This is a genomic window from Saccharibacillus sp. CPCC 101409 (assembly GCF_030518235.1).
Taxonomy (GTDB): domain Bacteria; phylum Bacillota; class Bacilli; order Paenibacillales; family Paenibacillaceae; genus Saccharibacillus.
Map to the genome: position 1 here is coordinate 121,061 of NZ_JAULSA010000012.1, position 14,028 is coordinate 135,088.

The following is a 14,028-nucleotide window of genomic DNA, read 5'->3' on the forward strand; positions in this document are numbered from 1 at the left end:
CAACCAGCTTAGTCAATCCCAACCGGTTTTTAATGAAAATTTGAAAGGATTCCAAAAAGCTAGACTGGTGTTTCAAACGGACAAAATGCTACTATGAAAGGAAGGGAATTTGACGTTTTACCGACATATGCACTGGGAGGAAAGACAATGGGCAAGCTCCAAGCCTTACTTCAGGCGAATCCCGACGAGGAGCCTTTGGAGCTCTCGCAAAGACTGCTGAACCGGCTGCAAAGCTTTATGCCGGAACAAGCAGGGCATGCGCTGATCGAGGCTTCTTTCGAATGGGTGGACGATTTCGGGCTTGACGATGAAACAAACAGGCGTATCGACGATCGGATCAACGAAGCATGGTCGACTTTCGCTCTTCTGACCCCTGAAGACCGCGTCTGGTTCTATGAAACGATACTTACATATTTGGAACGCGAACCTTTTGTAGAACCGGAAAAAGCGCGGCAAAGCGCGAAGCTGGCGGAATTGTTCGCTTTACGCAAAGCTTCGCTGGAAAGCTCCTACGCGCTCCGGTCAGAGCTCAGGCTGCAGCATCCCCGGCTGCTGGAACTGCTGAAGAACTGGATCGACAGGGGAGCGCAGACCGCGCCGGACAGTCCGGGGTTTCCGGGACTTTCGCGCGCCGCCGCTGCGCTGTTCGAAGTGTACTTCAATCATCCGCATTATATGGACGACGACGATCTGCGCGCCGAAGCCGCCGGACTTTTGCCTGCGCTGATCCGCATCTTCTATGCGGACTGCAATCATATTCATGTATATATGCTCGGCTATCACGGCGATTATGCCAGGGAAACGGCGCTGCTGATCGACTTTTATGTAAAGCTGGACCGGCCCCGGGAAAAGAAAGGCGCCGCTTATCTCAGCCTCGCTTCTTCCTTCATGGGGGAAGGGGCGGCGGCGCTCGAACGCGGCGTCGTGCCGGTGCTGGATGTGCTGGGCAGGCTGATGAAAGGCTGGACGGACGAAGAATTCGACGAATTCCTGGATACGTTCGTGTATTATCCGCTGCTGCATCAGCCGCTGCTCCAGATTGCCAGATCGACGGAGCGCCGGATGGTACTGGACCTGGCGGTCCGGCAGCAGCGCCGGACTTCCCGCGCCGAAGAAGCGGCGTGCACGCTGGAAGAAGCGAATCGAATTATCGCGCAGATCGAAGCCGAACGGATGCCCAGCGGAGAAGGCGGAGTGAGATTCGCGGATTTCAACTTCAAGCTTGCGGTGATCGAGGAATTGATGTATAAACAGCAGGTACTGCGGCCGCGGTTCGATGTAGGGGTATTCGTGCAGGAGTATGTGCTGCGGGAAATCTCGATCGCCGAAGAAGGGGATTGCCCGATCCCGGAAGTTCGCGAATATTTCGAACGGCTCGTGCTGACCGAGCAGGATCTGGCGCGGGTGACCAAGCTTGTCATCGCGGGCGGACAGCAGGTCCAGCTTCAGATCGTGCCGTTCTGGAACGGCGAAGACGGAATGTTCGATGTGCATTCGCTCGAAGACCTCAAGCACCTGCCGAATCTGCGCGTGCTCCAGACGATCGGGCTGCTGAAAGCCGACGCGGCTCCCGCTGTCGAGCGCGGCATTATTTTGATTCAGGATTAGAAAAAGCTACAGGAAGGATGTGCAGCATGAGCAAACAGCCAACCCCGGACCGGGAAAACGAACACGGCGCGACGAAGCAAACGGAACCCGCCGCTTCGCATCCTTTTAACGAGGACGCCTGGAACAAGGAAACGTACGACGCCTGGGTGCAGCGGTTCGGGACGCCCGAAGAAGCGGCTGCGCGAATCGCCGCGCAGCCTGCGAAATCGTTGTCGGTGCTGCTCGAAGCGATCGGCGATCCTTCCGGCAAACGCATCATGAACCTGATGGGTTCGAACGGCAGCAAAGCGGCGGCTCTGGCTCTGCTCGGCGCCAAAGTCACGGTCGCCGATTTCTCGCCGGGCAACCGACGCTACGCGCTGGACCTGGCGAAAGCCGCCGGCGTGCCGCTGGAGTATATCGTCTCCGACGTGCTGAAGCTGGATACGGCAGTCCTTGCGGGATCGTTCGATATTGTGCTGGCCGAGATGGGCATCCTGCATTATTTTACGGACCTGTCTCCGTTTATGGCACTCGTACACGCGCTGCTGGCCCCGGGCGGGCGGTTCGTGCTGCGCGACTTCCATCCGGTGTCCACCAAGCTGATCTCTTCGCGCGGCACGACGGCCAAGATCCGCAAGCATAAAGTCGACGGCGATTATTTCGATACTTCACTGGAAGAGCAGGAAGCTTCTTTTGCCAAGTATGCGGAAGGAGAGTCTCCGAAGGTGCTGCTGCGTAAGTGGAATCTCGGGGAAATCGTTACGGCCGCCGCCGCTTCCGGGCTGACGATCCATCGTTTGAACGAGGAACCGAATCTGTCCGGCGACAGCTTCGATCGGGGAATTCCGAAAACATTTACCTTAACGGCGCATAAATATTCGCAGGAAACGCCGGAAAAGCGTGCATAAAGCCATCCAGGCCGCATTTCAATATGAACGAAACAAGAATAACGCCGAAAAACCGCCGAAAAGGCGGTTTTTTGTTCTTTTTGACGCCTTATCCCTATTTTGCTCAGCGGCGTCTGGAATTATAATTAAAGTTATAGCTAAAAAAGAAACGGAGTGAGCGAAATTGGGAAGTTGCTAGCGCCGCCTATGCGGCCGAAGAAAAGAGGACAGTCCCTGACGGTAATTCAATATTATTCAGAAAATCGAAGGAGGTGGACCCGTTTTTCGCCAATGTAACGCTCAGGGAAGCGGGGCGGAAAACGGGGAAACATATTGACTAGTGACCCCTTGCCAGGTTGGTTAAGCATCTTATTGGTGGTGCTGCTTGTCGGATTGAACGGATTTTTTGTAGCGGCGGAATTTGCGATGGTGCGCATCCGGGAAAGCCGGATCGCCACAATGGCCGAAGCGGGCAGCCGGAGAGCCGGATTTGCCCGGAGCATGGTGAACAATCTCGACGCTTATCTGTCCGCGTGTCAGCTCGGCATTACGCTGGCGTCGCTCGGACTGGGCTGGATCGGGGAACCGGCGGTTGCGTCGTTTCTGCGGCCGCTGTTTCAGTCGATCGGGTGGAATAACGAAGCGGCGATTCACGGCACGTCCGTGGCGATCGCGTTCGTGATTATCACCGTGCTGCATATCGTGATCGGGGAACTGGCTCCGAAGTCGATGGCGATCCGCAAAACGGAGTCGGTGACGCTGCTGGCGGCCGCTCCGATGGTCTTTTTCTACAAAGCGATGTATCCGTTTATCTGGGCGCTGAACGGGATGGCGAACGGGCTGCTTCGGCTGCTGCGAATCGAACCCGCTTCCGAGCTCGACCTGGCGCATACCGAAGAAGAAATCCGGATTCTGGTGAAGGAAAGCAACAAGAACGGGCTGATCGACAATACGGAGATGGCGCTCGTGGACAATATCTTCGAGTTTGCCGATACGACCGCGCGAGAAGTCATGATTCCGCGGACGGAAATGATTTGTTTGTATACGAATCTGTCGCGCGAGGAAAATCTCGAGATCGCCTACGACGGCATGCGGACGCGTTATCCGGTCTGCGAGCAGGATAAGGACCATATTATCGGTTTTATTCATATCAAAGACCTGATGCGTTCGCCGGACACCGACTACGACAATCTGGTTCGCCCGATTATCGCGGTGCCGGAATCGATTCGCATCAGCGAATTGATGAAGCTGATGCAGCGCAGCCGGACGCAGATCGCGATGCTGGTCGACGAATACGGCGGCACTGCCGGTCTGGTTACGCTGGAAGACATCATGGAAGAAATCGTCGGCGAAATTCAGGACGAATTCGACGAAGAAGAACGTCCGGAATTGGAACAGGCCGGCGAATTCAGCTACTCGGTCGACGGCATGATGCTGATCGAGGACGTAAACGACCAGTTCGACTTCGAACTGGACTTCGACGACTACGATACGATCGGCGGCTGGTTGTACGCGCGTATCGACGCGCTGCCGCCGCAGAAAGGGCAGTCCGTCGATCACGAAGGCTGCACGTTTATCGTCGACGAGACGGAGCAGAAGCGGATCTCCCGCGTGCGCATCCTGAAGCCTCTGCCGGAAGCGGACGCCCTGCTGGAGCCTCTGCCGGTTCCGGCGGACGAAGGGGAGTTCGAGCGGGAACGCGCCGGGCGCGGATCGCAGGCGCCGTCTGCGGAAGACGAACCGGAAGAGGAAGCGGACGTTCTTCCAATCAAGCAGGCCGGCGCCTGAACAAGAAGAAAGCAAGCACACAGAAAGCGGGTTTCGGAAATCATTCCGGAGCCCGCTTTTCGCCGTCTTCGTCCGTTCGTTGACTTCGCTTCTCAATCCCGCTACGCTGAAAGGCATGGAGGGGAAGGCTTATGGAAAAAATAGTATCCGGAAATCCGGACGGAGCGGAACGCTTCAGACGGCTGCACCCGGACTGGATTGCGGCATCCCGGCTGGGCAGCGCTGTATTTTACTCGATTCCGCTGCTGGCCGCCGCCGCGCTGACCGTGCTAGCCGCTGTACTGGACTGGAATTGGCTGCCGCCGTGGCTGGGCGGCTTGATTACCCTGGCGCTTGCGCTGCTGCTGGTATTCGCGGCGGTTCGCATTCCGGTTATTCTGTATAAGAGATTCGGCTTTGCAGTATTCGAAGAAGAGATCGAGATTCGCAAAGGACTGTTCTTTATTACCGAAACGCTGATTCCGATGACTAAAGTGCAGCATGTCGAGCTGGAAAGCGGGCCGATCCTGCGGCGCTACAAGCTGGCGGAGATCCGCATCGTTACCGCGGCCACCACGCATACGATCGCCGGACTTAAATCGGACGAAGCGGAACGGTTGAAACGAACGATCGGAGAGCTGGCGAGGAGGACGGAGGAATGAGCGAGCCCAAACGGATGTCTCCGCTCTATATCGTGTTTACGATGCTGAAAATGCTGCGCAGCCTGCTGCCGCTGCTCGTGATCTTCGGCTTCCGCGCGCTTGGCGGAGAGCGGGTTCCGACATTCCTGTACTGGATTATCGGGGTGTTGGTAGGGCTGTTGATCCTGACCGGAATCTGGGAAATCTTCGGCTGGAGACGGTTTACCTACCAGGAGGAAAGCGATCGGCTGACGATCCGGCACGGGATACTTCGCCGCACGGAGAAGATTATTTATTATTCGCGCATTCACTCGGTCAGCCAGGAACAGCCGCTGATCCAGCGTTTGCTCGGCGTGGTCCAGCTCAAGATCGAAACGCCCGGCGGAAGCGAGGACAGCGACGCGACTCTCCCGGTCCTGCCGAGGCGCGAAGCGGAGCGGCTTCAGCACGCGCTGAACGAGCAGGCTTCTCTTAGCGCAAGCAGCGCAAAAGCCGCCGGCGTCCAGGAACATGAGGAGCGGACGGCTGACGAATTAAGCGGTTCGGGCAAAGAAACTTCCGCGCCCGGTTCTTTCGGTGCCGAGCCCGGTTCCGAAGTGCAGCCTTTTTCTGAGCGGTCGGCAAACCGGACGGCCGCAGATGCGGATGCTTGGTTTCCGCCGGAAGCGGCGGGCCCTGCCGCAGCGGCGCAAAGCCGCCGCCAGCCGGTGCTGTTATACCGGCTGGGACCGGGAAGACTGCTGCAGGCGGCGCTGACCGAGATGAATCTGGGGCTTGCCGCCGCGTTCGTCGCGGCCATTTTCTCTTTTGCCGACGATCTGCTGCCGGACGAGTGGATGAACCGGGCGATTTCGAACGCGCAGGCGTATTTAACCGGCTTTCGGGCGATTCTGATCGTGGCCGCTATCGCGCTGCTGCTTGCCTGGCTGTTGTCCCTGATTCTTTTCGTAATCAAGTACGGCGGATTTTCGCTCTACAGAGACGGGGAACGGCTGTCGATCCGCTACGGGCTGCTCGAACGCAAGCAGTTTCTGTTCGATCCCAGACGAGTCCAGGCGGTTACCGTGCGCGAGAGCTGGCTTCGCCAGGCTTTGGGCTATGCGCATGTCGAGCTGAACGTCGTATCTTCTTCTTCGGATAAAGAGACGCCGGCCCTGCATCCGTTTATCCGGCGGAAAGATATTCCCGCGCTGCTGGAACAAACGGTTCCCCAGTTCGCTTTCGGAGCAGCGGAATCCCGTCCGCCCAAGCGCGCGCTTTTTGCTTATATGCGCTTGGGATTGATTGTCAGCGCGGCTGCGGCCGCCATATCGATTTACTTTTTCCCGCATGCCGGCCTGTGGTCGCTGCTGCTGTTTCCGGCGAGCGCCGCCATCGATTTCCGGCATTTCCGGGATGCCGGAGTGGCGCTGGACGGAGACCGCCTGATCCTGGTCAATCGAATCTTCGCCAAACGCACGCACTGCACGCTGCGGCGGCATATCGTCGCTTTTACGCTCAGCGGCAGCCGATTCCAGCGCGGCAAAAAGCTGCTGACGATCAAAGCGCATCTGATCGGCAGCCCCGGCGCTTCTTCGTTCGGCGTATCCCGGCTCGATCAAGCGGACGCCGAACGGCTGCGCGATTGGTACGGCAGACGTTCGGCTGCCTGAATACAGATCGTGATTCCAAAAAATCAATTAATAATATTTGGGTATTCCAGGAACCTTTGCAACTTCTTTTTCGTATGAGGAATAGGCGTTGATGACCTACATACAAAAAGGAGAATGCACATGGGAACCATTAAAATCCTTAAAGGCTTCGCCGCTCCCGTACTGGCTTTAACTCTTGCGCTTGGCGCATTTGCCGGCATCGGGGAAGCTTCCGACGCCGCCGTTTTGAATCCGTCCGCTCCGGAAAACTTCCAGCTGCCGATCGTGGAAGGGGCGCTGACACCGCCGCCTCCTTTATTTCACGAAGACGAGTCCTTCAGTACGCTGGGCGCCAACAAGTATTTGAAAGGAGGGGCCGGCACCATCGAATTCGACGGCGGCTCTTCCGCTTCCATTGACGCTTATACAAGAGGAACGCCTTCCTCGCTGTCGGTAGGATTTACTGCCGTCATTCAACAATGGGACGGAGCGAAATGGCTGAACGCAAGCTCCGGAATGACCGGCAGTTCCTCCTCGAGCTATATTGCAAATTCCTTTAACCAAACGCTGACACGCGGGTATTATTATCGCGTAAGGTCCGACCATTGGGCGAAGAGTTCGGGAACCCGGGAGAATCTGACCTCGTACAGCAGAACCGTTTTGCTCCCCAAATAACATTTAAAAATTAAATGCGGCAAGAATGAAAAACCGCTCTGTTTCCTTTTCGGGAAACGGAGCGGTTCTTTTATACAAATAAACCGGCTTAGAAATCGATATTTTGCCGTATACCGACAAATTCGATCAGTCGATCATATGGTTTGCCAGTTCAACCAGCTCTTTTTGAGATAGTTTACCGCTAATTTGTATATCCATGTTGTTGTAGACAAACTCAATAAAGTTGGGGTTGTCGTCCATGTCCACAAAATGTGCGAGCTGTTCATTTTTCAAGTTCACTTCTGTAACCGGTCCTCCGAAGACCATTCCGGACGTTGAATTAGGAGCGATCCAACGGATCATGATATCCATAAGTTCTCCATTGCCGGATGCATAATAGAGAAACACGGTACGCGCCTTGCTGCCGTCGTCCGGGTCCGGAACCATGAGAACAACTTTTTCAAATTCGAATTGTTCCGAAATATCGGTGAGATCCGGAAGAACGAAAGCCAGACGGCTGCGCGCTTCCTCCAAGCTGACTTCTTTTTCGACATAACTGATCATATGTTTGTCCAGATCGTTTTGATTTGAAGGATTGCTGGGGTCCATCGTCGAATCCGGCGGTGGGGCGGTTAACGCCAGAGAAGGGTCCTTGGCAACCTGATTGTCGATGGTAACCGTCTGTGAACCGTCGCCCCAATTCTGAAGCTTCTGATAAATCGGAGACAGGGCTCCCGTGCGGACCGGCTCCGAGAAAGCGATCGAACCGAGTAAAATAAAACCCGCCGCAGAAGCCGTAAGCCGGATTGTGCGTTTGCGCCGCAGACGGCTCGACTGCTGGCGGCGGTGCTGCTGCACCCGCTGCCAGGCGGCGCGGCGGGATTCCTCATCCACCGGCGACGAGGAACGGACGGCCCGTTCGAACGCTTCGTCGAACAGCTCGTCAAATTTTTCGTCTTTCATCGCTGCCCTCCCATTCCTTGCGCAGCACTTTACGCATATTTTCCCTTGCCCTAAACAGTCTTTGCCGAATGATATCTTCGCTCGTGCCGAGCGAATCGGCGATTTCCTTGTACGACATGCCGTACTTCCAGCGGTAGAGGATGATCGCCCGGTATTCGGGCTTCATGCTTTGCAGATGCCGCAGGATCGCTTCTTCCATCATCCGCACTTCGACCGCTTTTTCCGGCGAAGCGCCGCTTTCCTGACGGGCCTCTATATGATTAAGAACGCTGTCCGCTTCCACATGGTTACGGTGTCTTTTATTTTTTCTCAAATCGTTGATGGCGCAGTTGCGCGTTACGACCTTCAGCCAGGCGAAGAACTTGGCTTCGCTTTCGAATTCCGGACGCTTGCCGATCAATCTCAAGAACGCCTCCTGAATTACGTCTTCCGCCGCCGCGTGATCGCGCACGACATAGAAGACGGAACCGTAAGCGAGGTCGTAATATTCGTTATAGAGCAGCTCCTGCAGTTCCGAATCCAGATCGTCGAACTGATGAGTGAGCAGCATTTGAAGATGTTGAGCCATAAACGCTCCTTCCCCGGTCCTTGTACGTATTCTTCGAATACGCTACCGTTTGCGCCGATCCCTGCTGTGGATGGCCAGAAAATATAACCTATTGTCATATTCTACACGAAAATAGGAAGAAGGTGGACGTTTTTTATTAGCTGCAATTTTAACAAAAGGAAATCGCGCTGCCAGAAAGCGCATAAAACGACGCTGTAAACGGGGAGAAGAAGCATACATCTACCGTAAGCATACCAAAAAACCGACCCGAAATCCGGACCGGTTCTTTGTCAAACGAAGAAAATTCCCGCTTGTTCAGAGCATGCCGCTTTTTATTCGTCGCTGCTTCTTTTGCCGGATTGGCTGCCGTTCCGCTCTGCCGCGCGGGCCAGTTCGGCTTCGTCGTCGACCGACTCGTCGATCTCGGCCACGCGCTCGCCTTCGCCGGCTTCGATATATTCCCGTTCGGCGCGGGTCATCTCCACGCTGCGGTTGCCCTCCGTCATATCGTTGCCCGTAAATTTCTCATAACTTTCGACGGTGCCTTCGTCCGGATCGTTTTCGCTGGAGATCTGGTCGTAGCTTTTCACGTCGCGCTTGGTGGACATGGCGGGGGAATCGGCGTTGCCGTAGCTCTCGACCGCCTGCCAGGCGTGGGAGTCGTCGAATTTGCCCGCGTGTTCCTGGCGATTCTCGCCCGCGCCCGCCGGAGGAGGCGTCATCACTTCTTCTTCGACCGGACGGTAATCGAGCAGGGGGCCGTTCTCCGGCGTCGTATCGACGTTGTAGGCCGTATACGGCACCGCTTCGAGGCGCTCGAACGGAATTTCTTTGCCTGTGGTGATATCGACGCCGTACGTGCCGTCTTCGATCCGTTTTAGCGCCGCGTTCACTTCGTCCAGCCGGTCGGACAAGTCGGAGTCGATCGCCATGTCGCGGCTGCGCTCGAATTCCTCGGTGCCCAGATCCGCCGGATGATTGTCCACGGACGACAGCTCGCCGGTGGAGACGCGCAGCGACGTTTCGAAGCCGGTCGTCGTATCCTCGCTGTCGCCGAAATGCTGTTCCAGCTCGCTTTTTTGCTCCAGCAGCAGGTTTTTGAGTGTATCTATTTGGGAATCGTCCAAGTGTTTCATCGTTTATTCCTCCATTCGGGTTGGCGCTGAATTTCGGCCGCGGCGGCCCGTGCGCTTCTTCCCTTTCTATACCCGCAGGGCAAGTAAACCAATCGCTTCGGCCCGCCGCGCCGTTCTGCGGAAAAAGCGCCGCGATGAAATTTGTTAACCTTTTCAACCATTGGGTTAATGAAGAAAGAAAACGCCGTAAAAAACCCCCACAATCCAACATCAAAGGAGAGATCGGCGATTATGAAAGCACTCACTTACCAGGGCAAGCGCAAGGTAAAAGTTAAAGAAGTGGCGACTCCCAAATTGGAAAAAAGGGACGATATTCTGATTCGCGTGACTTCGACTTCGATTTGCGGTTCCGACCTGCATATATTCAACGGGGAAATCCCCGGCATGAACGACGATTACGTCATCGGACACGAGCCGATGGGGATCGTCGAAGAAATCGGGCCCGACGTGACGCATGTCAAAAAGGGCGACCGCGTCATTATCCCGTTCAACGTATCGTGCGGCGAATGTTTTTTCTGTAAAAACCAGATGGAAAGCCAGTGCGACAACGCCAACGACAATCCGGCCAAAGATACGGGCGCGATGCTCGGTTATTCCCATACTTACGGCGGTTTTGCCGGCGGGCAGGCGGAGCTGTTGAGAGTGCCTTATGGCAACTTCGGACCGCTGGTGATCCCGGAAGACGCCGAAGTGACGGACGAACAGGTGCTGTTCCTGTCCGACGTCGTGCCGACCGCCTACTGGAGCGTGGAGAACGGCGGCGTGAAAAAAGGCGATACGGTCATCATCCTGGGCTGCGGCCCGATCGGCCTGATGGCGCAGAAGTTTGCCTGGCAGAAAGGCGCGAAGCGCGTTATCGCCGTCGATCACGTCGAATACCGGATGGAGCACGCGCGCCGCACGAACAAAGTCGAGACGTTCAACTTCATGGAAGACAAAGATCTCGACAAGCACCTGCTGGAGATTACGAACGGCGGAGCCGATGTCGTGATCGACTGCGTGGGCCTGGACTCCGAGAAGACGTTTATGGAAAAAGTCGAAACGACGCTGAAGCTCCAGGGCGGCGGTCTCGGCGCGTTCCATATGGCGGCGAACGTCGTGCGCAAATTCGGCACGATCCAGGTAACCGGCGTATACGGCTTGAACTACAACAACTTCCCGTTCGGCCATATCTTCGAGCGCAATATTACGGTGAAGACAGGCCAGGCGCCGGTGATCCACTATCTGCCGGAACTGTTCAACCAGATCAAGACCGGACAGATCGACCCGACCGATATCATCACGCACCGCCTGAAGCTGGACGAAGCGGAGCACGCTTACGACATCTTCGACAGCAAAAAGGAAGACTGCATCAAGGTCGTGCTGAAACCGTAAAAAGTCGAAACGAAATCGGCAGCGCATCGGCGTCAAACGGTCCGCTGCCGGCTGTAATCGTTCGGAATCGCAAACAGCCCTCCCGCTTCCCGCAAGGGAAGAAGAGAGGGCTGTTTTTTATATTTTTTTAGATGCGATTACCGAATTTAGAACGCCCAGCTTCCGCTGCGGAATACCGGCTCGGCCGTACCGTCTTCGGCGATGCCGTCGATATTCATTTCGGCCGAACCGATCATGAAGTCGACGTGCGCCAGACTCTGGTTGATGCCCGCTTCGGCGAGCTCTTCGCGGGACATCGTTTTGCCGCCTTCGATATTGAACGCGTACGCGCTGCCGATCGCCAGGTGGTTCGAAGCGTTCTCGTCGAACAGCGTGTTGTAATAAAGGATGCCCGACTCGGAGATCGGGGATTTATGCGGCACGAGCGCCACTTCGCCGATATAGTGCGAACCTTCGTCCATTTCGACCAGGCGCTTCAGCGTTTCTTCGCCTTTTTCCGCCTTCACGTCCACGATGCGTCCATTCTCGAACGTCAACGTAAAGTTGTCGATGATATTGCCGCCGTAGCTCAGAGGCTTGGTGCTGGACACTTGGCCGCTTACACCCGTTTTCAGCGCGGCCGTAAATACTTCTTCCGTCGGCATGTTCGCCACAAACGCGGAACCGCGTTCGCTTTCGCTGTCCGCCGCCACCCACAGATGCGTCTTGGGCAGTTCGATCGTCAGATCGGTGCCCGGAGCGGTGTAGTGAAGCGCTTTGTATTTCTTCTCGTTCAGGTATGCGGCTTTGGCGTTCAGCGTTTCGATATGCTGCTGCCATGCCGCGACCGGCTCGTCCTGATCGACGCGAACCGCCTTGAAGATCGCGTCCCACATTGCCGGGATTTGCTCGTTTTCCGGAAGTTCCGGGAAGACTTTGGCCGCCCATGCCGCCGAAGGCACAGCGACGATCGACCAGGCCAGCTTATCGGATTGCACGTATTGACGGTATTTGCTCAGCGCTTGTCCGGAAACTTTTTGCAGCGTGGCGATTCGTTCCGGGTTTACGCCGCTGAGCAGGTCCGGGTTGTTCGAGATGACGGCCAGCATCGCGCCGCCGTTCTCGGCCAGCTCTTCGCGTTCGGCCGCGGTCCATTTCGGCGCAATCTCGAACGAGTCGTCCGGCGCGAGATCGTAGCGCATGCGCGTGATCGCTTCGTCGGCCAGATTGACTTTGACAAGCTTTGCTCCCGCCGCGTACGCGTGTTTGACAATCAGGCGCACGTATTCGATCGATTCGATTCCCGCGTCGACCATCAGAATCTGTCCGGGCTGGACATTGACACCGACTTTGACCGCGAGTTCGGCGTATTTGTTGAGTTTGGTTTGGAAATCCGACATGATAAGCCTCCGTTTCGATATTTACTTCTTTTTAATAATGAGTGCTATGTCTTTTATTGTACAAGATCGTATCGCGAAAGGGAATCTAACATGGGTTAATTACGCGGGAAGCCGCTATATAAAAAACGAATGGGACAGGGGATTGCGGTCAACAGCGACAATTCGGGCCGAAACCGCGAAGACGCGTCAAAAGAGTTTGCCTGGATAGAGCGCAGCCTTTGCGATGCTTTTACGAATAGGATCTCAAATGGAGAGAACGCGTTTTTACGTCTTCGTTCACGAATCACCCTTCCGGCATATTTTACACTGCATTTACAAAACAAGTGTTTTGCGTTAATTTTCGCTCTCTACAATAAGGACTGTAAAGCGGCACGGACAACTCGGATAGAGAGCAGACGGCCGCAATCGTATGAAACCACTAGGAGGGTCTAACCAGACATGAAATCGAAAAAAACGTTATTCGGCGCATTAACACTTTCCGCAATGCTCGCACTTACCGCTTGCGGCAACTCGGGCAGCACGGCGGCACCGGCCGACAACGGCACGACCGGAAGCGGCGGGACCGGCACGACAACGGAACAGCCGGCGGCGGAAACCGTATCGGGCACGATCCTGGCAGTCGGTTCCACGGCGCTCCAGCCGCTGGTCGATCAAGTCGGACAGGAATTCATGACCAATAACGGAGATGTCACCGTACAGGTTCAAGGCGGAGGCAGCGGCACGGGCCTGACGCAGGTGTCCGAAGGCGCGGCGAACATCGGCAACTCCGACGTATTCGCGGAAGAGAAGCTGGATGCCGACAAAGCAAAAGAACTGGTCGACCACCAAGTAGCGGTTGTCGCTATGGCAACGGTCGTTAACAAAGATGCCGGCGTAACCGACCTGAGCAAAGAGCAGCTGCTGGACGTATTCAGCGGCAAAGTGACGAACTGGAAAGACGTGGGCGGCGCCGATCAGAAGATCACGATCGTCAACCGTCCGAGCAGCTCGGGCACCCGCGCAACGTTCGAGAAGTACGCGCTGGGACAATCGGTCGAGAACGTGGAAGGCGCGATCGAGCAGGATTCCTCGGGTACCGTTAAACAAATCGTGGCCGATACCAAAGGTGCTGTAGGCTACCTGGCCTTCTCGTATCTGGACGACACCGTAACGGCGCTCAGCTACGGCGGCGTAGAGCCGACGGAAGAAAACGTACAAAGCGGCAAGTACCCGATCTGGGCTTACGAGCACATGTACACGAAGGGCGAGCCGGAAGGCGCGGTTAAAGCGTTCCTCGATTACATGATGACCGAAGAAGTGCAAAACGCCGACGTAACCGAGCTGGGCTACATTCCGGTATCCAGCATGGAAGTCAAGCGCGACGCCGAAGGCAAAGTCATTCAGTAATTCTTCCGGCAGCGCCGGCAGCGGCAGCAAAAGAGGCGGGTCGACCGCCTCTATTTGCGCGTTCAACCACGAA

General features: G+C 55.9%; 12 protein-coding genes. 8 read left to right on the forward strand and 4 right to left on the reverse strand.

Annotated elements, in window-relative coordinates:
* Positions 1–147: 147 nt before the first annotated feature.
* The 6 genes from QWJ34_RS21040 to QWJ34_RS21065 all read left to right on the forward strand — a co-directional run bounded on the left by QWJ34_RS21040 (position 148) and on the right by QWJ34_RS21065 (position 7,191).
* Positions 148–1,608: a DUF6892 domain-containing protein gene (locus QWJ34_RS21040; RefSeq protein ID WP_302730901.1), complete on the forward strand. Its 1,461-nt coding sequence runs from the start codon at positions 148–150 to the stop codon at positions 1,606–1,608.
* A 26-nt stretch (positions 1,609–1,634) separates the two neighbouring features.
* A complete protein-coding gene (locus QWJ34_RS21045) occupies positions 1,635–2,498 on the forward strand; it encodes a class I SAM-dependent methyltransferase (protein ID WP_302730902.1) in 864 nt (287 codons plus the stop codon).
* Positions 2,499–2,825: 327 nt separating this feature from the next.
* Positions 2,826–4,265 (forward strand): hemolysin family protein, encoded by a 1,440-nt coding sequence (locus QWJ34_RS21050; protein WP_483314293.1) that lies wholly within the window; start codon positions 2,826–2,828, stop codon positions 4,263–4,265.
* A 131-nt stretch (positions 4,266–4,396) separates the two neighbouring features.
* A complete protein-coding gene (locus QWJ34_RS21055; protein ID WP_302730905.1) occupies positions 4,397–4,906 on the forward strand; it encodes a PH domain-containing protein in 510 nt (169 codons plus the stop codon).
* The gene (locus QWJ34_RS21060) at positions 4,903–6,537 is read left to right on the forward strand and encodes a PH domain-containing protein (protein WP_302730907.1); all 1,635 of its coding nucleotides are present in this window, start codon (positions 4,903–4,905) and stop codon (positions 6,535–6,537) included. The genes QWJ34_RS21055 and QWJ34_RS21060 overlap by 4 nt, the downstream gene beginning before the upstream one ends.
* A 120-nt stretch (positions 6,538–6,657) precedes the next feature.
* Positions 6,658–7,191, forward strand: coding sequence for a hypothetical protein (locus QWJ34_RS21065; protein WP_302730909.1), 534 nt, complete (start codon positions 6,658–6,660; stop codon positions 7,189–7,191).
* Between the two features lie 126 nt (positions 7,192–7,317).
* Here the strand turns inward: QWJ34_RS21065 and QWJ34_RS21070 are convergent, their stop codons facing one another.
* From QWJ34_RS21070 to QWJ34_RS21080, 3 genes are all read right to left on the reverse strand, one after another.
* Positions 7,318–8,133 carry a hypothetical protein gene (locus QWJ34_RS21070; protein ID WP_302730911.1) on the reverse strand — a complete coding sequence of 272 codons (816 nt, stop codon included), beginning with the start codon at positions 8,131–8,133 and terminating at the stop codon, positions 7,318–7,320.
* Positions 8,114–8,701, reverse strand: a complete 588-nt coding sequence (locus tag QWJ34_RS21075; RefSeq protein WP_302730913.1) for an RNA polymerase sigma factor — start codon at positions 8,699–8,701, stop codon at positions 8,114–8,116. The genes QWJ34_RS21070 and QWJ34_RS21075 overlap by 20 nt, the downstream gene beginning before the upstream one ends.
* Before the next feature lie 311 nt (positions 8,702–9,012).
* Positions 9,013–9,816, reverse strand: coding sequence for a TraR/DksA C4-type zinc finger protein (locus QWJ34_RS21080; protein ID WP_302730914.1), 804 nt, complete (start codon positions 9,814–9,816; stop codon positions 9,013–9,015).
* 231 nt (positions 9,817–10,047) lie between these two features.
* Between QWJ34_RS21080 and QWJ34_RS21085 the strand changes: the two genes are divergently transcribed.
* A complete protein-coding gene (locus QWJ34_RS21085) occupies positions 10,048–11,190 on the forward strand; it encodes a zinc-dependent alcohol dehydrogenase (protein ID WP_302730915.1) in 1,143 nt (380 codons plus the stop codon).
* A gap of 146 nt (positions 11,191–11,336) precedes the next feature.
* On the opposite strand, the gene QWJ34_RS21090 is transcribed toward QWJ34_RS21085, so the two are convergent.
* Positions 11,337–12,569: an aminopeptidase gene (locus QWJ34_RS21090; protein WP_302730916.1), complete on the reverse strand. Its 1,233-nt coding sequence runs from the start codon at positions 12,567–12,569 to the stop codon at positions 11,337–11,339.
* A gap of 438 nt (positions 12,570–13,007) precedes the next feature.
* Here QWJ34_RS21090 and QWJ34_RS21095 point away from each other — a divergent pair, with 438 nt between their 5' ends.
* Positions 13,008–13,955 carry a phosphate ABC transporter substrate-binding protein gene (locus QWJ34_RS21095; RefSeq protein ID WP_302730918.1) on the forward strand — a complete coding sequence of 316 codons (948 nt, stop codon included), beginning with the start codon at positions 13,008–13,010 and terminating at the stop codon, positions 13,953–13,955.
* Positions 13,956–14,028: the final 73 nt, after the last annotated feature.

Coding starts and splice junctions, on each gene's coding strand:
- QWJ34_RS21080 (WP_302730914.1), bottom strand. CDS start 9,816: ATGAAACACTTGGACGATTCCCAAATAGATACACTCAAAAACCTGCTG.
- QWJ34_RS21040 (WP_302730901.1), top strand. CDS start 148: ATGGGCAAGCTCCAAGCCTTACTTCAGGCGAATCCCGACGAGGAGCCT.
- QWJ34_RS21065 (WP_302730909.1), top strand. CDS start 6,658: ATGGGAACCATTAAAATCCTTAAAGGCTTCGCCGCTCCCGTACTGGCT.
- QWJ34_RS21095 (WP_302730918.1), top strand. CDS start 13,008: ATGAAATCGAAAAAAACGTTATTCGGCGCATTAACACTTTCCGCAATG.
- QWJ34_RS21070 (WP_302730911.1), bottom strand. CDS start 8,133: ATGAAAGACGAAAAATTTGACGAGCTGTTCGACGAAGCGTTCGAACGG.
- QWJ34_RS21055 (WP_302730905.1), top strand. CDS start 4,397: ATGGAAAAAATAGTATCCGGAAATCCGGACGGAGCGGAACGCTTCAGA.
- QWJ34_RS21090 (WP_302730916.1), bottom strand. CDS start 12,569: ATGTCGGATTTCCAAACCAAACTCAACAAATACGCCGAACTCGCGGTC.
- QWJ34_RS21045 (WP_302730902.1), top strand. CDS start 1,635: ATGAGCAAACAGCCAACCCCGGACCGGGAAAACGAACACGGCGCGACG.
- QWJ34_RS21075 (WP_302730913.1), bottom strand. CDS start 8,701: ATGGCTCAACATCTTCAAATGCTGCTCACTCATCAGTTCGACGATCTG.
- QWJ34_RS21060 (WP_302730907.1), top strand. CDS start 4,903: ATGAGCGAGCCCAAACGGATGTCTCCGCTCTATATCGTGTTTACGATG.
- QWJ34_RS21085 (WP_302730915.1), top strand. CDS start 10,048: ATGAAAGCACTCACTTACCAGGGCAAGCGCAAGGTAAAAGTTAAAGAA.